Raw genomic sequence first — 24543 nt, 5'->3', positions numbered from 1 at the left:
TCTCCCGCCCCTCAGGGCGGGCCGGGCTCGTCCAGGGAGCGCGGCGGGGCTTCCACCGTGATGAGGTTGGCGAGGTCCGGCCCCTGGAGCGGGGCGGCCATGGGGCAGGCGACGCCAGGGATCACGGTGACGTCGAACAATTCGCGGATATGGCCCTCCAGCCGGATCCACTGCACGATGTCGCCGGTGGCCAGATTGATGATCTGCACGCCGCACCAGGGCTGGCCGCCCCGCCGGGCGATCTCCTCGTCGATGGGCAGCCCCTTGAAGTTCAGGTAGCGCGGCAGGGACAACGTGACGATGGCGTGCCCGTCATGGAGGGCGAGGCCCCGCAGGAAGCCGGGGCAGAAGGCCACGTCCTGCCGCGCGCCGGTCGCCGGGTCGATGCGCACCAGATAGCCGCGCCCGGAATCCAGCACCCACAGGAAGCCGCCATAGAGGCGCGGCGAATGGGGCATGGAGAGCCCCTCCGCCACCACCGCGTCATCCTCCACCCGGATGACGACGCCGCCCCCCGCCTTCTGCTCGCGCCAGCCATCCACCACGTCCGTGCGGCTGACCGCCGTCACATAGCGCACCTGCCCGCCATCCATGCACATGCCATTGAGATGGCAGCGATCCTCGGCCGCGAGGCGGGAGATGAATTTGGGCTTCCAGAGCGGCTGGAAGGAATGGGTGAGGCTGAAGGTGGCCAGGCACGAAAACTTGGTGTTGACGAAGATCACCCGTCCCCGTCCGTCGACCCCCAGTTCGTGGGCGTCCACGTCGCCGGTGATGCGCGCCGTGCGCGGCACATAGAGATGGTCGAAATGCTGGTTCGCCCGCTCATGGTCCGCCAGCACATTCTCCAGCCGCCAGACCTGGAGGAGCGAAGCGAGGAACAGCCGGCCGGGCTCGGCCCACAGCCCCATGGCGCGCACGAAGTCACGCTGATGGAAGGAGACCGTGCCGTCGGGAAAGCGGCCGATGAGGAAGAGCTGCCCGCTCTGGTAGGAGGAGAAGGCCAGGCTCACATTGTGCTGGGCCAGCCACTCGCTAAATCCACGCGAGCAAGTCAGCTCGGTGGTGAGGGCGGCGGGCTCGCCCGCCCCCGCCGCCGCGGCCGGAGGGGCATCGGGTGCCGCCCCCATGCCCTTGGTCTGGTCCTCGATCACCTCAGGATCACCCATCAGAAATGCACCGCCATTCGGGCCATGCCGGCCTGGGACAGATAGTCTTGGCCGACGGAGAGCCCATAGTCGAGCTTGAACTCCACATTCTGGACGGTCAGCATTTGCAGGCCGAATTCGAAATTGCCCACGAAGTTCGGCATGTAGGTGGTGGTGTTGAAGGTGCCCGAGCCCGCCGTCGCGCCGATCAGGCTCGCCGTGGTCACCCAGCTGTCATTGGACAGGAAGGAGACGCCAGCGGTGGCATAGGGGCGCAGCACCGTTCCGCCCGCGAGATTGAAGCGGCCACCGATCTCCACATTCGGGCTGAAGATGAAGGTGGTCTGGCTCTGGCCCTGGATCTGCAGCTCGGCGCCACTGAAGCCGGCTTCCGAATAGCCGGGGACATTCACATAGGAGACGTCGAAATCCGCATAGGGCCGCAGGTACCAGTCCTTGAAGGGGATGTCATAGGCGATGCGGAAGCGCCCGGTGAGGCTGTAGGTGTCCGACGAACTTTGCGGGCTCGCCCCCATAGCCGAAATGGTGCGGGTGCTGTCGGCGCTCATATAGCCGAAGTCGCCAGCAAGCGCGAACAGCCACGGCCCCACCTGGTGCTTCAGCGCCGCCGTCACGTCGAGGCCGGAGGCGGAGGTCCAGCTGCTATTGCCCGCCCCGGAGGTCCAGCTCTCCTGGTAGGCCACCGAAAAGGCACCGAACCAGTCCGGCGCCAGGCGCGCCTGGAGGCCGGTCTGGGCGGTGATGGAATTGGTGGAGAAGCCCTGGTTGCTGGCGGATGTGGTCTGGGTGGTGCGCCCCAGGATGAGCCGGGCCCAGGCGCACTGATCCTCCACCAGCAAGGTGGTGTCGTCGGCGAAGACCGGGCAGCTCATGGTGCGGTTCATCACCGCCCGCGCGTCCGACGTGCGGGCGGAGGCCACGGCGCCGAGCAGTTCCGGTGACAGGTCAGTCAGCGCCGCCTGGTAAATTGGGACCGTGGAGGCGGAGGCGAGCGAGGTGTAGAGCCGGTCGGAATTCTTGGTCCCGCCCGCGTCCCAGGTGGCCTGGAGATGCTGCGCCACACCTTGCTGGTTGGCATTCAGCACCACGCCCGCCGGCGTGAAGTTCGCCTGGGTGACGAGGCCGAGCCCGGTGAGCAGGCTGTTGGTGTACTGGGGCGTCAGCTCCCATTGATAGGGAATGGAGGTGTCCGCCACCGCAAGGCCCTGGGTGGTGATCTGGCCGGCGGCGAGGAACATCACCTGGCCATTGGGCACCACCTTGGCGGGCACCACCTGCACCGTTCCGGCCACCTGCGCGGTGCCGCTGACGGCGAGAAGGTCCCCCTTCTGCTGGCGGAAATCCGCATCCACCAGGACGGTGCCGGACGCCATGGCGAAATTGCCCGTCAAGGCGGTGGTGGCGATGGCTCCCTTGCCGCCGGGCGAGAGCACGGCCGATGCGCCGGCCATGTTCAAGGTGCCGCTGCCCAGTTGCACCACGGCGCCGGAATTGAACAGGCCCGCATTGGTCAGGCTTGAGACACCGGAGCCGAGATCCACGCTGCCGGTCAGGGTGCCCGCATTGGTCACGCTCTCATTGCCGGAGCCGGCGAGGATCGCCTGTCCGCTCAGCGCCGAAAGTGTGGCGCCCTGGGCGATGGTAACGCTGTTCTCGGCGCCGCCCGAAAGCAGGAGGCCGGCACCCTGGCTGCCGGAACCGCCCTGCACATTGGCTCCGCCCCCGAGCGTGACCGTGATGTTGCCCGCGCCGGTGCCGCCGCTGCTGAGCGCGAAAATGGCTGCGGAATTGGCGCCCGTGGCCGCCACCTTGCCGCCCACGGAGACATTCACCGCGCCGCCCGCGCCGGCTCCGCCCGCCGTGCCGACGCCGTTGACGGTGCCGGCATTCACCGATCCGCCCCCGCCGCCAATGGACTGGGCATTGATGGCCGCCGCATTGGCGCCCGTGGTCAGGACCTGGCCGGTGGTGGTCACGCTCACGAGGCCGCCATTGCCGGTGCCACCGCCAGTGCCCACCTGGCCGTCGGCCACGGTCAGCACCGTGCTGGAGGCATCGCCCGCCAGCCCGCCGCCGCCGCCGATGGACTGGGCGAGAATGCCGCTGGCGCCCGCCCCCGCCGTCTCGATGACGCCGGCGGACGTGACGGTGACCGCCCCGCCATCGCCGCCGCTGCCGCCATTGCCACCAAAGGCGAGGCTGGCGATGGACTCGGCCGAGCCGGTGCCGCCAATGCCGCCGCCGCCACCGACGGATTGGGCGAGCACGCCATGGGCATTCCTGCCGGCGGTGGCGATGGCCGCCGCGCTGGACAGGCCCACATTGACCGCCCCGCCATCATTTCCGCTGCCGCCAGATCCGCCCAGCGTCAAGGCGAGGGCGACCTTGGTGCCGGCATTGGCGGTGGAGGTCAAAGCCAGCCCGCCGCCGCCGCCGATGGACTGGGCCAGGATGCCCGCCGCATTGCCGCCGCGTGTGGCGATGGTGCCGGTCAGCGCCACGTTCACCGCGCCGCCCCCATTGCCCGAGCCGCCGCTGCCGCCCATGGCGAGCGACCCGTTCACCGTGCCGCCGGAGGCATCCGTGCTGTCGGTGGAGGTGCGCCCGCCGCCCCCGCCGATGGATTGGGCGAGGATGGCGCTGGCACCCTCCCCCTGCGTCATCAGGATGCCGCCCGAGGTCACGTTCACCGCGCCGCCGGTGCCGCCCGTGCCGCCGGAGCCGCCCAGCCCCAGGGCCAGCGTGACGGTGCCGCCGGCACCGGTCGAGGCGGTGGCGCCCGCATTGCCGCCGCCCCCGCCCACCGACTGGACGAGGAGCGCATGGGCGAAGCTGCCATAGGTGAAGATATTGCCGGAATTGGTGGCGGTGGCCGTCCCGCCCGCCCCGCCCGTGCCGCCGGCCCCGCCCAGCGCTGCCGAGAGCTGGAAGTCCGCCCCCTGGCCCTTCCCGGTGGAGCCGTCGAGGCTCGCCGCGCCACCGCCGCCGCCAATGGACTGAACGAAGATGCCCGCCGCATGGCCGCCTTCGGTCACGAGGGTGCCGGCATTGGAGACGGAGGCGCTATAGCCCGATGCTCCGCTGCCGCCAGACCCGCCCAGGCTGGCGGAGAGCGTCGCCTTGGCCGAGCCCGCCGCCGCCGAGGCCGCATGGCCCGAGCGGCCGCCGCCGCCGCCGATGGATTGGGCGACGAGGCCGTTGGAGCCGAAGCCCGTGGTGTGGACGGTCATGGCCGTGGCGCCGTTGCCGCCATTGGTGATGGTGGCGACGCCGCCGGTGGCCCCTGCGCCGCCGGACCCGCTGAAGCTGGCGCCCAGCGCTGCCTGCGCGGAGGCGCCGTTGCCGCCCGCGCCGGTGGCCTTGCCGTCGCCGCTGCCACCGGTGCCGCCACCGCCGCCGATGGACTGGGCCAGCACCGCGTCGGCGCTCTTGCCCGTGGTCGCGATGGCAAGGCCCGCTTTCGCCCCCGCGAGCGACACGCCCGCGCTGCCGCCCGCCCCGCCGGAGCCGCCGTCGCCCGCCAGAGCCGCACCCAGCGCGATCTTGCTGGTGGCCGCGCTGCTGGCACTGCCGCCGGTGCCGCCGCCGCCACCGATGGACTGGGCGAGCACGCCGGTGGCGCCATGGCCCGAGGTGGAAATCGCCTGCGCCACCGTGACAGCAACCGTGCCGCCGCCGCCCCCCGTGCCGCCGCTGGCGCCCAGTGTGAAGCCCACATCCACCTTGCCGCCGGAGCCCTTTTCCGAGGTCGCCGCCGCCGCACCGCCGCCGCCGCCAATGGACTGGGCGAGGAGGCCGACCGCGAAGGCGCCCCTTGTGGTGATCGCCCCATCCGAGGCGACCGTGACCGTGCCGCCGTCATTGCCCGAGCCGCCCGCGCCACCCAGGCTTGCGCCCACATTGGCGTCGCTTGCTTGATCGGTCGCCAGCGAATTGGAGAGCACAGCGAGGCCGCCGCCGCCGCCCACCGACTGGGCGAGAAGACCGGCCGCATGGTCGCCTTCCGTCGCGACCTCCGCAAAGGTGCTCAGCGTGACCGCACCGCCGGCGCCGCCCGTGCCTCCCGTGCCGCCCAGGCTGGCGGACAGCGCGGCGACGCCCGTTCCCCCCGCGCTGGAGCTGGCGCCGCCGCCCTTGCCGCCGCCCCCGCCGATGGACTGCGCCACAATGCCGTTCGCGGCGTGGCCGCGCGTGGAGATGGCCTGCCCGGCACTGGTGGCCGAGCCATTATAGACATTCACCGCGCCGCCCGTGCCGCCGGTACCCCCGGTGCCGCCCAGCGCCAGCGTGAGGCTGACGCCATCGCCGCCCTTGCCGTCCGCCTTGCCGGAACCTGTGCCCGCATTGCCGCCGCCACCGCCGATGGACTGGACGAGCAGGCCGTCAGCCGCCGCGCCCGAGGTGGTGATCTGCGAGCCCGAAACGGTGGCGAGCGTCACCGTCACGGTGCCGCCCACGCCCCCTTGCCCGCCCGTACCGGAGAGGTCGGCGCCGAGGCCGATCTTGGCGGTGGCGGCATTCACCGCGCTGCCGCCATTGCCACCGCCGCCGCCAATGGACTGGGCGACGAGCGCGCTCGCGCCGTGCCCCTCGGTGTGAATGGAGCCGGAATTGGTCACGCTGACCGTGCCGCCGGTGGAGCCGGCTCCGCCCGTCCCGCCGAGACCCAGCGTCACCCCCACCTTGCCGCCCGTGCCGGTATCGGCGGTCGCACCCGCATTGCCGCCACCGCCGCCGATGGACTGGGCGAGGATGGCGAAGGAGAAGGCCCCCTTGGTGGCCAGCGTGCCGCTCTGCGCCACATTCACCGCGCCGCCAGTGGAACCCGCGCCACCGGTGCCGCCCAGAGAAGCCGAGATGCTGGCATCGCTTTGGGCGTCCTTGCTGGTGGAACTGGCCAGCACCGCATTGCCGCCCGACCCGCCGATGGACTGGGCGATGACCGCGTCCGCATGGGCGCCGGCAGTGGTGACCGTGCCCGCATTGGTCAGGGTGACGATGCCGCCCGTCCCGCCCGCGCCGCCGGACCCGCCCAGCGCCGCGCTGAGTGAAGCGACGCCCGATCCGCCGGACGTGGAACTGGAGGCCCCGCCCCGTCCGCCGCCGCCGCCGATGGACTGGGCCACCAGGCCATTGGCATGGTCGCCCGAGGTGGAGATGGCCGCCAGCGTCGTGCCCGCATTGGTGAGGGTAACCGCTCCGCCCGTGCTGCCGGCCCCGCCCGCGCCGCCCAGCGTCACCTCCAGGCTGCCACCCTGGCCGCCCGCGCCGTCCGCCTTGCCATTGCCTGCGGCGGCATTGCCGCCGCCGCCGCCGATGGACTGGGCCAGCACCGCATCCGCGCCAAGGCCGGTGGTGACGATGGTGGAGGCTGCAAGGCCGGTGCCCAAGGTCACGTTCACCGTGCCGCCATCGCCACCCCCGCCGCCCGCGCCGCCGATAGCGCCGCCGAGGGCGATCTTCGCGCTGGCCGCATTGGAGGCGCTGCCCGCATTGCCGCCGCCGCCGCCAATGGACTGGGCGAGGAGGCCCAGCGCATGGGCGCCCACCGTGGAGATGTCGCCGGAGGCGATGACGGTCACGGTCTCGCCACTGCCGCCGGACCCGCCCGAGCCACCCAGCCCGAAGGAGAGCGACACCTTGCCACCCGAATCCTTGGCCTGGCTCACCGCCGCGCTGCCGCCGCCGCCGCCCACAGACTGGGCGATGAGGGCGGTGCCCGCCGTGCCCTTGGTGAAGAGAGCGCCGAGGCTGGTCACATTCACCGCCCCGCCCGCGCCGCCGGACCCGCCGGAGCCGCCCAGCGTCGCGGACACATTGGCATCCGCCTTCAAGTCGGAGGAGGAGGTGCTGGTGGCGCTGGCATTGCCGCCGCCGCCGCCGATGGACTGCGCCAGGATGGCGCTGCCATGGCCGCCCTCGGCGCTGACAATGCCGTAGCTGACCACGTTCACCGTGCCGCCCGTGCCGCCGCTTCCCCCCGACCCGCCCAGGGTCGCGGAGACATTGGCGATGCCCGAGCCATCGGTGGCGCTGGAGGAGGCGCCGCCGCGCCCGCCGCCGCCGCCGATGGACTGGGCGACGATCGCGCTCGCATCCTCGCCCTTGGCCACCACGATGGCCGCCGGCAGGGCCAGGGTGCCGTTATTGACGCTCACCGTGCCGCCATTGCCGCCATAGCCGCCGGCGCCGCCCATGGACAGGCTGACGCCCACGCCCTTATTGCCCGCGCCCGCCGCCTTGCTGCTGACCGCCGAGGCGTTGCCGCCGCCACCGCCGATAGACTGCGCCAGGATGGCGTCCGCATGGGAGCCGGTGGTGGCCACATAGGTGGTGGCGCTGCCGCCGGTTGAGGCCGTGACCGTCACCGCGCCGCCATTGCCGCCGCCGCCCGCCGCGAGGCCAAGCGAACCGCCGACCCCGATCTTCGCCTGCGCCGTGTCCGAGGCGCTGCCGGAATTGCCGCCGCCGCCGCCGATGGATTGGGCCAGGATGCCGGTGGAGCCCTGCCCGGTGGTGATGACGCTGGCGCCGGTGGACACCGAGACGGCGCCGCCATAGGCGCCGCTCCCGCCGCCGCCCGACAGGGTGAAGCTCACCGCCACGCTGCCGCCATTGGCTGAAGAAGCCGCGCCCGCCGCGCTGCCACCGCCGCCGCCCACCGACTGGGCGAGGAGGCCGATGGACTGGTCGCCCGACGTGCGCACCACGCCCGTATTGGTGACGGTGACCGCCCCGCCATACGTGCCCGCGCCGCCCGAACCGCCCAGCGCGGCGGAAATGTTGTAGGCGCCGCCCGCCCCCTTGGAGGAGACCGCGCCGCCCTTTCCGCCGCCGCCGCCAATGCTTTGCGCGAGAATGCCGTCCGCATGGTCGCCGCTGGTGGAGATGGCTGCACCATTTTCCACCGTGACGGTGTTCCCGATGCCCCCCACGCCGCCGGAGCCGCCGAGCGTCGCCGCCAGCGACACCGATTGCTTGCCCGCCGCATGGGCGTCCGCCCCCGCCGTGGAGCCCACGCCGCCGCCGCCGCCGATGGACTGCGCGAGGATGCCGTCCGACAGATCGCCCCGGGTGGTGATGGTGCCGCCCGTGGTGACTGCCACCGTGCCGCCTTCGCCTCCCGCCGCGCCATTTTCGCCCAGCGCGCCGCCAAGCCCGATCTTGGCGGATGCGGCGCTATTGGTGTTGCCGGCATTGCCGCCGCCGCCGCCCACGGACTGGGCGAGGATGGCGATCGCATCCGTGCCCGCCGTGCTCACCGTGCCATAGCTGCCCAACGTGACGGCGCCGCCCGTGCCGCCCGCGCCGCCCGTGGCGCCCAGGGAGAAGGTAAGCCCCACCTTGCCGCCGCTCTCGGTGCCCGCCGCCGCGCCGCCCTTGCCGCCGCCGCCGCCCACCGACTGGGCGAAGATGGCCACCGCATGGTCGCCGGTGGTGGTGACGGTGGCGCCCGCCGCCCTCGAGCCGGACGTGATCGTCACCGCCGCGCCATCGCCACCGCCGCCGCCCGAGCCGCCCAGGGCGACGCTGAGGCCGAAGGAGGAGGAATTGGAATTGGTCAGCTTGCTGCTGAGGTCGGCGAGGTTGTCCGCCCCCGCCTTGGTGGTGCTGGACGCGCTGCCGCCCACGCCGCCACCGCCACCAATGGACTGGGCGAAGAGGGCGTCCGCATCATCGCCCGTGGTGGTGACGGTGCCGGTATTGGTCACGGCCACAGTGCCGCCCGCGCCGCCGCCGCCGCCGGACCCGCCCAGCGTCACGCCGATGGCCACCTGGCCGCCATTGGAATTGGCAACACCGCCCCCCGCCACGCCGCCGCCGCCGCCCACCGACTGGGCGAACACGCCCTTGGCGCTGGCACCCTGGGTGCCGATGGTGCCGGAATTGGTGACGGTGACGCCATAGGCATTGCCCGCCTCGCCCCCGGCCCCGCCACCGCCCAGCGACAGGGAGATGGAGGTCTTGCCGGTGAGGTTCACCGCATTGGCGGAGGTGGAGCCCACCCCGCCATTGCCGCCGCCGCCCCCAATGGCCTGGGCCTGCACGCCGTCGGCAAAATCGCCGGAGGTGGTGACGGTGCCGGAATTGGTGACGGTGACCGTACCGGAATTGGCGCCCGAGCCGCCGGTGCCGCCCAGCGCGGCCGAGACGCTCACCGATGCGCCCGTGGACACCGCCACCGAAAGCGCCGTGGCATCGCCGCCCGTGCCGCCGCCGCCGCCGATGGACTGGGCGAGGATGGCGCTCGCCCCTGCGCCGCCCGTGGCGATGGTGCCGGAATTCTCGACGCTGGCATTGCCAGCGGTGTTGCCGGAGCCGCCGGAGCCACCCAGCGCCGCGGAGACCGCCGCCGCCCCGTCTATGCCGGCCGCCGCGCTATAGGCCGCCGAGGAGCCGCCATTGCCGCCGCCGCCGCCGATGGACTGCACCAAAAGGCCGAAGGAATCCGCGCCGGCGGTGGCGATGGTGCCGGAATTGGTGGCGGACGCCGCCGCGCCCGCACCGCCGCTGCCGCCGGACGCGCCCAGCGCCACGGCCGCTGCGAAATAGATGCCGGCGCTGGCGGCAAGCGCCGCGCCACCCGAGCCACCGCCCCCGCCCACCGACTGAACGATGATGGCCGAGGCCCGGTCGCCGGTGGTCCTGATGCCGGCCGCGTTCACCACCGTGGCATAGGCCGCGTTGCCGCCGCCCCCGCCGGTGCCGCCAATGGCCAGAGCCGCAAATCCCACGGTCGCCGCCACCGCGCTGCCGCCCGAACCACCGCCGCCGCCGATGGACTGGGCGAGAATGCCGGTGGCATAGCGCCCGGTGGTGGAGACGGTGAGCGTGGTGGCGCTGGGGCCGTAGGTCTTGACATAGACGCCGCCACCGGCGCCGCCACTGCCGCCGCCCCCGCCAATGGCCGCCGCTTCGCCCGGCGCCACCGACATGGCACCGCCGCCCCGCCCGCCGCCGCCGCCGATGGACTGGGCGGTGATGGCGATGGCGTCGCGCCCGGAGGTGGCGACAAGGCCGCTATGATAGACCTTGGTGGCATCCGCATTGCCGCCGGAGGCGCCCTGCCCGCCGAGGGAGGCGATGCCCCCTGCGCCGCCGCCATTGCCGCCGCCGCCACCGATGGACTGGGCCAGGATGCCGTCGGAGAAATTGCCGGTGGTGGTGATGGTGCCGGAATTGCGCACCAGCGCCTCGGCGCCGCCGCCGGTGCCGCCGGAGCTGGAGGTCCCGCCGACAGAAATGGCCGAGCCGGAACCGCCCAGCAGGCTGCCGCCGCCGCCCCCCACCGATTGCACCAGCATGCCATGGGCATAATTGCCGGTGGTGGAGATGGTGCCGGAATTCAGCGCGGTGACGCCGCCCGCATCGCCGCTCGCCGCGCCATTACCGCCCATGGGGGCGATGACCGCATTGGAGGAGCCGCCATTGCCGCCGCCACCCGCCACCGACTGCACGACCACCGCGACGGACTGGTCGCCGCTGGTGGAGATGCGACCGGCCGTGTTCAGATAGACAAAGCCCGACGTGCCGCCCGGGCTGCCTTGTCCGCCATCACTGCCGAAGAAGCCGCCCACGCTCGCGCCGTTCGCGCCGGTGCCGCCGAGGCTCTGGGCGATGACGGCATTGGAGGAAAAGCCCTTGGTATAGACATTGGCACCGGCCTGGATGACGACGCTTGCCGCCGTACCGCCGGCCGCATTTCCGCCCACCCCGCCATTGCCGCCGGTCTCGTTCAGGCTGTCGCTGGCCGCCGCACCCGCGCCACCTCCGCCCCCATTGGCCGCCACCAGGATGGCCGCCGCATAGCTGCCGCCGGTCCAGATGGTGGCATTGCCCACGGTGAGCGCGGCGGTTCCGCCCGTGCCGCCCGCCCCGCCATCGGCGCCCTGCGTCTCCGCGCTCGCCCGCGCCATGCCGCCGGTTCCGCCGGCGCCGCCATTGGCATAAAGGGCAACCGCCGGGGCATTGGCGCCGCCGGTGGAGATGACCACCCCATTGGCGAGGCTGACCGACACCGTGCCGCCCGCGCCACCTGCCCCGCCCGTGCCGCCCCAGGCCTCGGACGCCCCGCCATAACCGTAGCCGCCGGTACCCCCGGCGCCGCCATTGGCCTTCGCCACCAGCGCCGCACCCCAGGGCTGGACATTGCCGCCGGCAACCGCGACGGTCACCGCGCCGGCATTGCCGCCAGCCCCGGCATTGCCGCCGGTTGCGTTGGCGAAGGTGGCATCCCCCTCGCCACCATTCCCGCCCGTGCCGCCCAGGGATTGCACCAGCACCCCCACAGCGCCGGCCACCGACGCGCCGGTCAAGGTCAGCCCGGCATTGCCGCCAGCCCCGCCAGCGCCGCCAAGGCCGCCATCGGCGCTGCTCCCGGTGGAGTGGCCTTCGGCACCCGCGCCGCCATTGCCGCCTACGGACGAGATGAAGATGGACGTTCCGTTGGCGCTGAAGACGCTGCCGCCGGAGATCCGGGCATAGGCATAGCCGCCAGTGCCGCCCTGCCCGCCAGTGCCGCCATAACCGTGGTCCGTGCCGCCGGCGCCCGAGCCCGCCGCCCCGCCGGCGCCGCCCCCGGACCACACGGTGACTCCGTTGGTGGTGCCGCTGACGGTGGAACCGGACAACACAAGCTTGGCGGTGTTGCCATTGCCACCGGTACCGCCATTGCCGCCATAGGACTTGTTCGAGTCGCTGGACGCCCAGCCCGCCGCCAGGGACAGGCCGCCCACGGAGGACACGACGATGGCCGCACCGCCATTGGCGGTAATGGTGGAGCCCGAGATGGCAAGGCCGGTCACGCCCACCACGTTGCCGCCAGCGCCGCTGGCGCCACCATAGGAATAGCCGGCGCCGCTGGACCCGTTGCCGCCAGCGCCGCCCCATCCGGCGGTGGACAGCATCTGGATGCCCCCCGCAGCGCCGGTGATGGTGGAATTGGTCACGGTGCCATAGGCGGAGACGAAGGTGCTCGAGGTTCCCCCAGCACCACCCGCGCCGCCGCGCGCGGTGGTGGTGTACGAACTGCCATAGCCCCCGGTGCCGCCGGTCTGCCCGGCGGACTGGGCGAACACCGCAAAGCCATTCCCGCTGCTGCCGCCCGAGAGGATGGAGCCGGAAATGTCGAGGTCGATCCAGTTGCCGACGCCACCCACACCGCCGACGCCGCCGGTGCCGCTGGAGGTCCGGGTAGTCCCGGAATTGGCCGCTCCGCCTCCGCCGCCCATGGTCAGGATAAAGATGGCTTGCGACCCAGTGGACAAGGTGGAGCTTGCCACGTTCAGCGTGATCGCCCCGCCGCCCGCCGCCTGCCCGCCACCGCCGCCCTGGGCCCAATCGTACCGGCTGGAACCGTAGCCGCCTGCGCCCCCGGCCCCGCCCAGGGACTGGATCGCCACCGTATTCGCGGTGGTCGCGGCGTTCACGCTGGTGATGGTGATGGTCTGCTCGCCGCCCCACCCGCCGGCGCCGCCGGTGCCGCCCGAGCCATAGCCGGTCCAGCTATGGCCATAGCCGCCATTACCGCCGACGCCGCCAATATTGGTGATGGACAGGGCGGTCGGCACGCCGCTGGTGGCGCCGTTCACCTGGAATGAACTGACGCCGAAGGTCTGGCCAACCCCGCCCGTGCTCCCCTGGGCGTCATCCGTGTGATAATAGTCGCTCCCGCCCCCACCGCCGCCGGCACCCGCGACATTGGACACATAGGGGACGAACACCTGGGTCTGCGCAACGGCCGTCCCGCCAAGGCCCGCGCCAGCGATGAAGGCAAGGCCAGCCAGGGTGCTGGACAGGGCGGTGGAAAGCCTCAGCCGCGCCGTGGACGCCTGGTAGACGCTTCCGACGCTAGGCTCCGACGCGCGTGATACGCCCCGCACTGATGTCATGACTGCCCCCAGCCAGGCCAATACATGGCCACGCTTCAGGCACTATCACGCACCTTGCCGAAGCTCCAGGTCGCGCCAGTGGTATTTCGGGACATTGCTAAAACTTAATGCGCACCTTTGCTTGGTGGCGACGGGGGACCGACGGAACCGGCATGTCAGGCTCGCCTCGATCCGCTCTATAATACCACCGAACACCTCAAGACGCGCGGATGCGCGTTGCACAACTTGGGATTGGCGCGCCCTTGCGACACCGGATGCCCTGTCGTCCTCACAGGATCTGGCCGAGAAAGGCCTGGGTGCGCGGGTCCTTGGGCGCGGCGAAGAATTCCTCCGGCGGCCCGTGCTCCACGATGACACCGGCATCGGTGAAATAGATGTGGTCCGCCACCTCGCGGGCAAAGCCCATTTCGTGGGTGACGAGGATGCAGGTCATGCCCTCTTCCGCCAACTCGCGGATGGTGACCAGCACCTCCTTCACCGTCTCCGGGTCGAGGGCGGCGGTCACCTCGTCGAACAGCATCACATCGGGCCGCATGGCGAGCGAGCGGGCGATGGCCACGCGCTGCTGCTGGCCGCCGGACAACTGACCGGGATAGGCATCCTCCTTGCCGGCCAGGCGCACCTTGGCGAGGAGCGCGCGGGCGCGGGCCTCCACCTCCTTCTTGTCCTGCTTCAGCACGTGGATGGGCGCCATCATCACGTTCTGCAGGGCGGTACGGTGGGGAAAGAGGTTGTATTGCTGGAACACCATGCCGACCTTGCGGCGCAGGGCCAATTTGTCCAGGTCGGGGTCGTTCACCTCCTGCCCCTCCACGCGGATGGTGCCGGAATCGATGGGCACCAGCGCGTTGATGCAGCGGATGAGGGTCGACTTGCCCGAGCCGGAGGGGCCGATGATGCAGACCACCTCGCCCTTGCGCACGTCGAACGAGACGCCGCGCAGCACCGGCAAGGTGCCGAAGGACTTGTAGACATCCATCACCCGCACCAAGGGCTGGTCGGGGGTCCAGCCGAAATCCTCGGCCGGGTTGGAAGAGTGGGGAGCCGTCAACAGGGCCTCCGCGCGCCGGTCACTGGTGGAGGTGGAAGCGCCGCTCAAGATAGAGGGTGAAGCGCTCGATGGGGTAGCAGTAGACGAAGAAGCACAGCATGGCGAAGCCATAGAGCGGCGCCAGCAGATCCGGCCGGCCGCCCTCGGCGGCGTGCACCTGCGCCGTCAGGGTGAGCATTTCCGTCACCCCCACGATGGAGGCCTGCACGGTGGCCATGGTGACCAGGGAATAGAGGTTCATCCAGGGCGGCAGCATGCGCTTCACGCATTGGGGCAGGATGATCCGCCACATGGTCTGCCGGCGGGAGAAGGCCAGCGATTCCGCCGCCTCCCACTGGCCCGACGGCAGCGAGGCCACCGCCCCGCGCACGATCTCCGACACGTTCGCCATCACCGGCAGGGCAAAGCCGATTACCGCCTTCACCCAGTCCGGGAAGGGAATGGTGGTGCCGAAGATCCGGAACTGGAACGGGATCATGAACATGGCGAAGAACAGCAGCACCAGCCAGGGCGCGTTGCGGAAGAACTGGGTGGCGCCCCAGGCCGCCTTGCGCAGGAGCGCGTTCTCGCCCACCTGGGCGAGGCCCAGCACCAGCCCGGCCACCGTGCCAAGCGACATGGACAGGACCGAGATGAGGATGTTGAAGGCAAAGCCCGACATCAGCAGCGGCAGCCATTTCCAGATGACCGCAACCGCCGAGAGCCGGTCCGCCCCCGACTGGGCATGGGCGACGCCGCCGATGAACAAGGCAAGGCCGGCGATCCCCACCCACGAGATCAGGCCGAGGCGTGGCCAGCGCAGCGGCGCCGTGGGACGCAGGCGATAGGGCAGGAGAACGGGCAGGACGTCGCGCGGCGCGACGGCGGTGGCAGCGGGCGGTGTGGAGAAGGAGGACTTGCTCATTTCGCACCCGCCTGGCCGAAGCCGGGAATGGCCAGCATCTTCTCCCACCGGTGCATGATGAAGACCAGCAGGCCCACCAGCGCCGTATAGACGATGAGCAGCACGATCATCATCACCGGCACGTTCTGGCTGTCGGTCCAGATCTGCTTGGAGACATAAAGCGTCTCGGGCACCGCAATGGCATAGGCCAGTGTGGTCGTCTTCAGCAAATTGACGAGATTGTTGTTGAGCGCCGGCAAGCAGATGCGCAAGGCGAGCGGCAGCAGCACATGGCGATAGACGCCAAGGCGGGTATAGCCCAGCGCCTCCGCCGCCTCCGTGGTGGTGCGCGGCACGGCCTCGAGGCCGGAGCGGAAGATCTCCACGTTGAAGGCGCCCGCGAACAAAGAGAGCGAGACGATGGCCCATTGCACGTTGGACAGGATGGGCACGCGCATGCCGTCCGCCCCCTCGATGCGGGGCAGGATCTGGCCGAGGCCGAAATAGAAGAAGAAGATCTGCACCAGCGGCGGGGTGTTGCGGAAAATGACGACGAAGCCGTTCACCAGCGCCCGCACGATGCGCAGCGGGCTGCCCTGCGCCCAGGCGCCCACCGCCCCGATGACGAGGCTGATGAGAATGCACACAACCGACAGATACACCGTCATGCCGAGGCCCGACAGGAAACGCTGCCGGTCATAGGCGTCATAGACGATGGTCAGGTTGATGCCCGTGGTTTCGTAAAGCTCACGAAACCAGTCCGAGACCATTTCCATGGATGAGCCGCCGCAGGAAGCCGGGGGCCGTGCCCCCGCGAAACGCCGAAACTTGAACGCCGGGCGCGCGGGGCGCGACCGGCGACAGGAGCGGAAGACGGCCGGACAGCGCCCTCACGAGGCGCGCCCGGCCGGCCGGATCAGGCCGCGGCTCAGCTGCCCTTGTACTTCTCGTGCATGCGCTTGGAATAGTCGGTGGGCTCGATGCCCCACTTCTTCTCCTCGCTGACGATGAAGCCGGTCTTCATCCAGTCGAGGGTGGTGTCGGTCATGAACTTGGCGAACTTGTCCTCGCCGGGGGCCACCGCCAGGATCCAGGGGGCTTCCATCACGCCCGGGAGCGGCATGGCATAGTCGGTGTTCCACTCGGCATCCAGCAGCTTGCCCTGCACGAAGGTCTGGTCATACAGGTAGCCGATGCACTCGCCGCCCTTGAGGGCGAACAGGGGCTTTTCCGAGCCGTCGAAGGCTTTCACCTCGGCGCCGTATTTGGCGGAGACTTCCTTGTTGTACCAGGCCCCGGACGTGCCGCAGAGCACCTTGCCCTTCAGGTCGTCCCAGCTGGCGAGCTTGGCCTTCTTGGAGAGCAGGATGTTGACGCTGTCGGAATAATATTGCGGGTCGATGGCCAGCACCGCTTTGCGGCGCTCGGGCTTGTCCGACATGGTGGCGATCATCAGGTCGATCTTGCCCTGCTGCAGGAACTCGATCCGGTTGGCGGAGATCACCGGCACCAGTTCCAGCTTCACGCCCAGGCGCTTGGCCACGTCTGCCGCAAGATCAGGCTCGATGCCCACAATCGCGCCAGAGGGATCGCGGAAGCCGAAGGGCTTGTAGTCGGCTTTCACGCCCACCACGAGCACGCCCTTTTCCTTGATCTTGTCGAGCACGTCGGCGGAAGCGGGCAGGCTTCCCACGGCCAGGGCGAGGCCCGCTGCGATCAAAAGCTTCTTCATCATCTGGCTTCCCTCTGCGCCGCCTGAATGGCGGCCTTGACGTTCGGAGCGGTGTCCCGGTCAGCGATTGCCGTCGGCGCTTGCAAGACCGGGACCAGATTACGTCGACGCCGCGCCCTCCGCGAAAGAAGGCCCGGCGGCCTGACCCAGCGGAATGCGCTGGACAGGCGGGACCCTCAGCTTAGAGGCAGTTGGGGAAGTCTGCACGGGCAATTACGGAGGTCTGTGGATGGCGCGCGCCGGCGGGGCGGTGCGCGCCGGGTCGCCGGGCCAAATGCACGTCAGGGCGAGAGGGGCATGGGCCGGAGCGCGATTAGCCGCCGACCTTTTCCAGGTCGAGGCCCAGATAAAGGCCTTTCACCACCACCGAACTCTCGCCGTCACGCTGGGCATTGGCACCGAGCTTCACCCCGAAGGCGGTGAGCACCGCCGTCTTCAACTGGGCGGACACGCCCTGTTTGAACGTGACCTTGTAGGTCACGGTGGCGCGCAATGCCTTCAGGGTTTGATAGGCTGTGCCCTTGTCCCTGTATTTGGCCAGCCGCGCCGTGCATTTGGGCCCGAGACTCTCGATGATCGCATCGAGATCGCTCAGGGCCACCTGCTCCACCGTCACGTCGGAAAGGGAAAGGGTCACGGCCTCCACATGATCGGCACTGACGCCGCCGACGAACTGGGACAGAGGCGCCTCCACGTTGAAGCCTCCGCTCAGATTCATGACGACATCGGCGGAGGGCGCCGGTTCCGGCTGAATTTTCGGGACAAAGCGAACGTCTTCAGGGCTGCAAAGATAGGCGAGCTTCAACGGGGGCTTCACGCCGCCGGATCCCTTGCGCGACGTGACCAAGGAGCCCGGTCCATAGCCGGTGGAGGGAAGCAGCAATTCGTCGAAGCCCATGCTCCGAATGGTCGGCCCCAAGTCTCTGTAGGCCGGCTTCGGCGGCGCCAGCGCGGTGCGGTCCGTCTGACAGCCGGCGACCATGAGGCAGGCGAGGCCCGCCGCGAATGCACGCTTCATGTGATCCCCCATCCCAGTAGGGGTCACTGAACCAAGAATAACTCAAGGTTGCAATATAAAATTAATAACAACCAAAGCCACACATCGCCTCCCCCGGCCAGGCGGGTTGCGGCGCCCGGCCGGGGGATGGGGTCAGCCATAGACGAGGATCATCCAGGAGACCCCGAACTTGTCTCGCACCATGCCGAAGGCAGGCGAGAAAAAGGTGGCCATCACCGGCTGGATCACCGCCCCGCCATCCCCGAGGGCAGCGAAGACGCGGTTGCAGGTGGCGACGTCCGACACGGTGATGGAGAGCGAGAAGCCGTCGAATTTCGGCGCTTCGCCGCAATTTCCATCGGAGGCCATGATCACGGTATCGCCCACCCGGAAGGAGGCATGCATGATCTTGTCGGCATTCTGCGCCCCGGGGCCCGGACCGCAGCCTTCGGAGGCGGCACCGTCGGGGGCGGGCGGCGCTTCGCCGAAGCGCATCATCATCTCCACCTCGGCGCCCAGCGCCGCCTTGTAGAAGTCGAGCGCGGCTTCGCACTGGCCGTCGAAGAACAGATAGGGCTGAACGATCATAAGGCATCCCCTCCCCTGGCCGGTGACGCCCGGCCTGCGGTCGATCCGCCCATCCCCGGCGGGAGGCACGGGCAGCGCGCCCATCCTCCCATGGAAGACGACGGGGGACCGGGCATCCCGACACCCCCCGCGCAGAATTTTTCGAGGCCGCATCTCGTTGCGCCGCAACATTCTTTCTGTTTCCGCGAACCGGCCATGGAACCTTCGCAGTTCCGTCGCATTGAAGGCTCGGTTCGCGGGCAACCAGATGGCCACCCGAAAGCGGCAAGTTTTTCTCCTTGCTTTCGTCTGTCGGGCAAGGCTTGTCGTGTCGTCCCATTGTTGCCGGAGAGGCCGTGCATGTTTCCGACCCCGAAGCCCGCTCTGACGCCCAACACCTATGCTTACGAATCCGAGCCCATGGTGAAGCCGACCGGCTTTCGGGAGTATGACGCACGCTGGCTGTTCCAGAAGGAAATCAACCTCATGGGCATCCAGGCCCTGGGCATGGGCCTGGGCACCTTGATGCATGAGATGGGCGTGCGACCGGAGATCGTGACCGGCCACGACTTCCGCAGCTATTCCTCCTCCATCAAGCTGGCGCTGGTCTCCGGGCTCATGGCGGCGGGCATCAAGGTGCACGATATCGGGCTTGCCATGTCACCCATGGCCTATTTCGCCCAGTTCGCGCTGGACGTGCCGGCGGTGGCCATGGTGACCGCCTCCCATAACGACAATGGCTGGACCGGCGTGAAGATGGGCGTCAACCGCCCCCTCACCTTCGGCCCCGACGAAATGACCCGCCTGAAGGAGATCGTGCTGGCCGCCAAGTTCGACCTGCGCGGCGGCGGTTCCTACGTGTTCGTGGAAGGCTTCCCGGAGGTCTATATCAAGGACCTCACCAATCGGCCGAAGCTGCAGCATCCCATCAAGGTCATCTGCGCCTGCGGCAACGGCACCGCCGGCGCCTTCGCCCCCCGCATCCTGGAGGCGCTGGGCGCGGAAGTGATCCCGCTCGATTGCGAGCTCGACCACTCCTTCCCCAAGTACAATCCGAACCCCGAGGACATGGAGATGCTCCATGCCATGCGGGACGCGGTGCTGGAGCACAAGGCAGACTTGGCGCTGGGCTTCGACGGCGACGGCGACCGCTGCGGCGTGGTGGATGACGAGGGCGAGGAGATCTTCGCCGACAAGATGGGCGTCATGCTCGCCCGCGACCTTGCCAAGCTGCATCCCGGCGCCACCTTCGTGGTGGACGTGAAGTCCACCGGCCTGTTCGCCACCGATCCCGAGCTGATCAAGCTGGGCGTGAAGGCGGACTATTGGAAGACCGGCCATTCCTACATGAAGCGCCGGGTGAACGAGACCGGGGCGCTGGTGGGCTTCGAGAAGTCCGGCCACTATTTCTTCAACGCCCCCGTGGGCCGTGGCTATGACGACGGCCTCGTCTCCGCCATCGCGGTGCTCGACATGATGGACCGCAATCCGGGCAAGAAGCTTTCCGAGCTGCGCCTGGCGCTGCCCAAGACCTGGTCCTCGCCCACCATGTCCCCCCACTGCGCGGACGAGGCCAAGTATGGCATCGTCGCCAAGGTGGTCAGCCATTTCGAGGACCTCCAGGCCAAGGGCGCGCTCGTCACCGGCCAGAAGATCCGCGACCTCGTGACGGTGAACGGCGTGCGCGTCACCACCGAGGACGGCTCCTGGGGCCTGGTGCGGGCCTCGTCCAACAAGCCCGAACTGGTGGTGGTGGTGGAAAGCCCCGTCTCCGAGGCGCGCATGCGCGAGATGTTCGAGGCGGTGGATTCGGTGCTGCGCACCCACCCGGAAGTGGGCGAGTACAACCAGAAGATCTGAAGACCGGGAAGATTCATCGAAAGTGGGATGGAAAGCCGGCTTGCGTCCGGTCGCCGTCCGACGCACTGTATTGCGCCGCACGCGTTGCGGCGCAGCGATCTCCGCTCCGGCGGGGTTACCAAGGACCAGTCCGGCCGGCTCCGCCGGGCTGGCGCAAGCTCACGAGGCGGCATCTGCCGTCTGGTGCAAGCTTCAGGGAGTAGATGCGCGGGGAGTTCGGGCTTCGGCCAGGGCAGAGCGACGCTGTCCGAAGTCGGCGGCAGCCGGGGTCCGCCAAGGATCCGGCGGGCGCGTGGGAAAGGTCAAGGGGACCGCCGCGAGGCGCAGCCCGGACGGCCTTCGGTCCCCAGCCTGCATGCCGTCCAGCTCCGCTCGCGACCGGATCAGAGTTGAACCATGCCTCTTACGCCCGACGGCCTTATCAACTTTCTCGACGCCCACGGTATCGCGGCCACCACCCACTCGCACCCCCCGGTGCATACGGTGGCGGAATCGCAGGCGCTTCGGGGTGAGATTCCCGGTCTCCACACCAAGAACCTCTTCCTGCGGGATTCCAAGAAGAACTACTACCTCGTCGCCATCGAGGAAGGCACGCCCGTGGACCTGAAGGGCCTGCGCGCCAAGCTCGGGGCGCGCGGCGGGCTATCTTTCGGCTCGGCGGAAGCCCTCTATGAGAAGCTCGGCGTGCTGCCCGGCGCGGTCACCCTTCTGGCCGCCGCCAACGATCCCCAGCGCGAGGTCACCATCGCCATCGACGAGGTGCTGCTGGCGGCTCCCTATGTGAATTGCCACCCGCTCACCAACGAGAAGACCACCACGCTGGCCCCCGGCGAGCTGCTGCGCTTTTTGGCCGTCACCGGCCACGAGCCCTTGCGCATCTCGCTGGTGGAAGAGGCCGTAGCGGTCTGAACACGCGGCGGGCCGTTCACGGGGACGGGTGTGTGTGTGTGTTCCTGGCCGCGCCCTTCGGGGCAGGTCTGACGCCGGCTCACGCTTGACACCGACGCTGCGAACCGGCGCGTGTGCGCGGGTTATTGGCGCGGTGTCCCCCGCATCCGGCCGAAGGGGGGCGGTGGCCGGATGCGGGGTCCTCCGCCTCGGCGCGACAAGGGGTCCAATCGCGGCCGGCGGAACGGGGAAGCGGCAGCAGCGGTACTGCCGCCTCCAACGACTGGTGGCTCCAAGAGACTGGTGGCTCCAAGGGAGTGGCGCCTCCAGGGAACGGCGGTTCAGCGCGCCGCCGGCAGAGCCTCCGGCGCGACGGGCGTGGTGGCGGACGCCGGGGCGCCCAGCTTCACGCGGAACCAGGCCGCATACATGGCCGGCACCACCAGCAGGGTGAGGACGGTCGCCACCAGCAGGCCGCCCATGATGGTGATGGCCATGGGTCCCCAGAACACCGAGTGGGACAGCGGGATCATGCCCAGCACCGCCGCCAGCGCGGTGAGCACCACCGGCCGCGCGCGGCGCAAGGTGGCGTCCACGATGGCCTCGCCCGGGGCATGGCCGGCGGCGATGTCGGTGTCGATCTGGTCCACCAGGATGACGGTGTTGCGCATGATCATGCCGGCCAGCGCGATCAGGCCCAGCAACGCCACGAAGCCAAACGGCTTGTGGGCCACCAGGAGCGCCACCGTGGCGCCGATGAGGCCGAGGGGCGCGGTGGCCAGCACCAAAGCGAGACGGGAGAAGCTCTGGAGCTGGATCATCAGGATGGAGAGCATGGCGATGATCATCACCGGGAAAACCGCCGCCAGCGCCTTGTTGGCCTTGGCGCTCTCCTCCACCGAGCCGCCCACCTCCACCCGGTAACCTGCCGGCAGCCCGGCCTTCAGCGTCGCGAGGTTGGGCAGGATGCGGGCGGTGACGTCGGGCGCCTGCACGCCGTCCTTGATGTCCGCCCGCACGGTGAGCACCAGGTCCCGGTCGCGCCGCCACAGGATGGGCTCTTCGGTGGCATAGACGATGCGCGCCACCTGACCCAGCGGCACGGCCACCCCGTTGCGGGTGCCCACCGTGAGGGTCGCGAGCTTCTCCAGGTCGATGCGCTCCTCCGGGACGGCGCGAGCCACCACGTCGATGAGCAGGTTGCCGTCCCGGTGCTGGGTGACGGTGTAGCCCGAGAGCAGGGTCTGCAGCGTCTGCGCCATGTCGGTGGGGGTCAGGCCGATGGCGCGGGCGCGGTCCTGGTCCACCTCCAGGGAGATGGACTTCACCCGCTCGCCCCAATTGAGGTGCGGATCGATCACCGCCGGATCGCGCGCCACGACGGTGCGCACATCCTCGGCGATCTGGCGCACCAGCAGGGGGTCGGGGCCGACCACGCGGAACTGCACCGGGAAACCCACAGGCGGGCCAAACACGAAGCGGTCCACGCGGGCCCGCGCCTCGCTGAGCGCACCCTCGGCGATCTCGGCATCGAGCTTGGCCTTGAGGCGATCACGCGCCTCGGTGTCCTTCGTGACGATGACGATCTCGGCGAAGTTGGGATTGGGCAGCACCGGATTGAGCCCCAGCCAGAAGCGCGGCGTGCCCCGGCCCACATAGGTTGTGGCGGTGATCACGTCCGGATCGCCGGCGAACAGGCTCTCGGCCTTGCGGGCCGTGGCTTCCGTCACCGAGATGGAGGTGCCCTCGGGCAGTCGGATCTGCAGGAACAGTTCGGACCGGGTGGAGGTGGGGAAGAATTGCTGCTGCACCGCGCCAAAGCCCACCACCGAGGCGGCGAACAGGCCGAATGTGATGCCGATCACCAGGAAGCGGTGGCGCAGGCACACATTGAGCACAGACCGCAGCATGCGATAGAGGCGCCCGTCATGCTGGCCATGTGCGGAATGGCCCCCTTGCCCGGCCGCGCCGGCCTTCTTCTTGAAGTCGGGCAGCAGCATGTAGCCGAGATAGGGCGTGAAGATCACCGCCACGAACCAGGAGGCGATCAACGCGATGCCCACCACCCAGAAGATGCCGCCGGCATATTCGCCCGAGGACGACTTGGCGAAGCCCACGGGCAGGAAGCCCGCCGCCGTCACCAGCGTGCCGGTGAGCATGGGAAAGGCGGTGGAGCTCCACGCAAAGGTGGCCGCGCTCGCCCGGTCGAGCCCCTCCTCCATCTTCACCACCATCATCTCGATGGCGATGATCGCATCGTCCACCAGCAGGCCCAGCGCGATGATGAGGGCGCCGAGCGTGATGCGATGGAGGTCCATGTCCATGGACAGCATGGTCACGAACACGATGGCGAGCACCAAGGGCACGGAGAGCGCCACGACGATGCCGGTGCGCAGGCCCAGCGAGAGGAAGGACACCACCAGCACGATCACCAGGGCTTCCGCGAAGGTGCGCAGGAACTCGCCCACCGAAAGCGAGACGATGTGCGGCTGGTCGGCGATCTGGGTCACGTCGATGCCCACGGGCAGTTCCGCGACCGCCTTGTCCATGGCCGCCTTCACGGCCTCGCCCCAGCTGATGATGTTGGAACCGGCCTCCATGGTCACGCCGATGCCCACGGCATCGCGGCCGTTCTGGCGGATGAGGAAGGAGGCGGGGTCCTCATAGCCGCGCCTGATGGTGGCGATGTCGCCGAGGCGGAACACCGCATTTCCCGCCGCCACCGGCACGGCGGCGATGGCGTCCGGCCCGGCAAAGGCACCGGACAGGCGCAGATTGATGCGGTCCGCCTTGGTATCCACGGCGCCGCCCGAGACCACCGCATTCTGCCGCGCCACCGCGTCGAACACCTGCTGGGGGGTGATGCCGAGGGTGGCGAGGCGCGCGTGGCTGAACTCGATATAGATGCGCTCGGGCCGCTCGCCGATGATGTCGACCTTCTGCACGCCGGCCACCCGGCGCAGCTTCTGGCGGATGATCTCCGCCTGCCGCTTCAGCTCGGCAGGCGCGACCTGGTCGCCGGACAGCATGTAGAGATTGGAATAGACGTCGCCATATTCGTCGTCGAAGAAGGGACCGATCGTGCCGGACGGCAATTCGTCCTTCATGTCGTCCACCTTCTTGCGCACCTGGTACCACAGGGGCTTCACGTCGGAGGCGGGGGTGGAATCCGACAGGATCACCTGGATGAAGCTGACGCCAGGGCGGGAATAGCTCTCCACCCGCTCCAGATGGGCCAGGCTCTGCAGCTTTTTCTCGATGGGATCGGCCACCAGTTCCTGCATCTGGGTGGAGGTGGCCCCCGGCCAGACCGCGCTCACAACCATGACCTTGATGGTGAAGGAGGGGTCCTCCGCCCGGCCCAGGTTGAAGTAGGAATAGACCCCCGCCGCCGCCACCAGGAGAATGGCGAACAGCGTCAGGGCGCGATGGGTGATGGCGAGGCGGGAGAGGTTGAAGCCGCCAGCCGGCGCGCCGCGGGATGCATCGTCAGACATAGATCCGT

11 protein-coding genes are annotated in these 24543 nt (G+C 69.6%); 2 read left to right on the top strand and 9 right to left on the bottom strand.

Annotated features, from left to right (window positions below; translation table 11 throughout):
* Positions 1-11: 11 nt before the first annotated feature.
* The 8 genes from PV781_RS10365 to PV781_RS10330 form a co-directional block, all read right to left on the bottom strand.
* Entirely contained in the window at positions 12-1169 is a 1158-nt protein-coding gene (locus tag PV781_RS10365; protein WP_274775543.1) for a TIGR03032 family protein, read from the bottom strand.
* Entirely contained in the window at positions 1169-13060 is an 11892-nt protein-coding gene (locus tag PV781_RS10360) for an autotransporter outer membrane beta-barrel domain-containing protein (protein ID WP_274775542.1), read from the bottom strand. Before PV781_RS10360 ends, PV781_RS10365 begins: the two co-directional genes overlap by 1 nt.
* A 268-nt stretch (positions 13061-13328) precedes the next feature.
* Entirely contained in the window at positions 13329-14039 is a 711-nt protein-coding gene (locus PV781_RS10355) for an amino acid ABC transporter ATP-binding protein (RefSeq protein ID WP_274706728.1), read from the bottom strand.
* Positions 14040-14130: 91 nt separating this feature from the next.
* Positions 14131-15015, bottom strand: coding sequence for an amino acid ABC transporter permease (locus PV781_RS10350; RefSeq protein ID WP_274775541.1), 885 nt, complete (start codon positions 15013-15015; stop codon positions 14131-14133).
* Positions 15012-15770 (bottom strand): amino acid ABC transporter permease, encoded by a 759-nt coding sequence (locus PV781_RS10345; protein ID WP_274775540.1) that lies wholly within the window; start codon positions 15768-15770, stop codon positions 15012-15014. The genes PV781_RS10350 and PV781_RS10345 overlap by 4 nt, the downstream gene beginning before the upstream one ends.
* Before the next feature lie 152 nt (positions 15771-15922).
* Positions 15923-16726: a transporter substrate-binding domain-containing protein gene (locus tag PV781_RS10340; RefSeq protein WP_274775657.1), complete on the bottom strand. Its 804-nt coding sequence runs from the start codon at positions 16724-16726 to the stop codon at positions 15923-15925.
* Positions 16727-17039: 313 nt separating this feature from the next.
* Positions 17040-17744 (bottom strand): hypothetical protein, encoded by a 705-nt coding sequence (locus PV781_RS10335; RefSeq protein ID WP_274775539.1) that lies wholly within the window; start codon positions 17742-17744, stop codon positions 17040-17042.
* Between the two features lie 132 nt (positions 17745-17876).
* Positions 17877-18311 (bottom strand): VOC family protein, encoded by a 435-nt coding sequence (locus PV781_RS10330; protein WP_274775538.1) that lies wholly within the window; start codon positions 18309-18311, stop codon positions 17877-17879.
* 339 nt (positions 18312-18650) lie between these two features.
* Between PV781_RS10330 and PV781_RS10325 the strand changes: the two genes are divergently transcribed.
* Both PV781_RS10325 and PV781_RS10320 read left to right on the top strand, forming a co-directional pair.
* Positions 18651-20150: a phosphomannomutase/phosphoglucomutase gene (locus PV781_RS10325; protein ID WP_274775537.1), complete on the top strand. Its 1500-nt coding sequence runs from the start codon at positions 18651-18653 to the stop codon at positions 20148-20150.
* Positions 20151-20546: 396 nt separating this feature from the next.
* Positions 20547-21059: a prolyl-tRNA synthetase associated domain-containing protein gene (locus PV781_RS10320; RefSeq protein WP_274775536.1), complete on the top strand. Its 513-nt coding sequence runs from the start codon at positions 20547-20549 to the stop codon at positions 21057-21059.
* A 320-nt stretch (positions 21060-21379) separates the two neighbouring features.
* Here PV781_RS10320 and PV781_RS10315 read toward each other — a convergent pair whose 3' ends face one another.
* A complete protein-coding gene (locus PV781_RS10315; protein WP_274775535.1) occupies positions 21380-24535 on the bottom strand; it encodes an efflux RND transporter permease subunit in 3156 nt (1051 codons plus the stop codon).
* Between the last annotated feature and the right edge of the window lie 8 nt (positions 24536-24543).

This window comes from Aquabacter sediminis, from assembly GCF_028863665.1.
GTDB lineage: Bacteria > Pseudomonadota > Alphaproteobacteria > Rhizobiales > Xanthobacteraceae > L1I39.
This window is presented reverse-complemented; position numbering and strand designations above follow the sequence as displayed.

What these genes read in the sequence shown, in the direction of transcription:
- PV781_RS10365 (WP_274775543.1), bottom strand. Translation starts at nt 1,169, where the DNA reads ATGGGTGATCCTGAGGTGATCGAGGACCAGACCAAGGGCATGGGGGCG.
- PV781_RS10335 (WP_274775539.1), bottom strand. Translation starts at nt 17,744, where the DNA reads ATGAAGCGTGCATTCGCGGCGGGCCTCGCCTGCCTCATGGTCGCCGGC.
- PV781_RS10315 (WP_274775535.1), bottom strand. Translation starts at nt 24,535, where the DNA reads ATGTCTGACGATGCATCCCGCGGCGCGCCGGCTGGCGGCTTCAACCTC.
- PV781_RS10330 (WP_274775538.1), bottom strand. Translation starts at nt 18,311, where the DNA reads ATGATCGTTCAGCCCTATCTGTTCTTCGACGGCCAGTGCGAAGCCGCG.
- PV781_RS10355 (WP_274706728.1), bottom strand. Translation starts at nt 14,039, where the DNA reads ATGGATGTCTACAAGTCCTTCGGCACCTTGCCGGTGCTGCGCGGCGTC.
- PV781_RS10360 (WP_274775542.1), bottom strand. Translation starts at nt 13,060, where the DNA reads ATGACATCAGTGCGGGGCGTATCACGCGCGTCGGAGCCTAGCGTCGGA.
- PV781_RS10350 (WP_274775541.1), bottom strand. Translation starts at nt 15,015, where the DNA reads ATGAGCAAGTCCTCCTTCTCCACACCGCCCGCTGCCACCGCCGTCGCG.
- PV781_RS10320 (WP_274775536.1), top strand. Translation starts at nt 20,547, where the DNA reads ATGCCTCTTACGCCCGACGGCCTTATCAACTTTCTCGACGCCCACGGT.
- PV781_RS10325 (WP_274775537.1), top strand. Translation starts at nt 18,651, where the DNA reads ATGTTTCCGACCCCGAAGCCCGCTCTGACGCCCAACACCTATGCTTAC.
- PV781_RS10345 (WP_274775540.1), bottom strand. Translation starts at nt 15,770, where the DNA reads ATGGAAATGGTCTCGGACTGGTTTCGTGAGCTTTACGAAACCACGGGC.
- PV781_RS10340 (WP_274775657.1), bottom strand. Translation starts at nt 16,726, where the DNA reads ATGAAGAAGCTTTTGATCGCAGCGGGCCTCGCCCTGGCCGTGGGAAGC.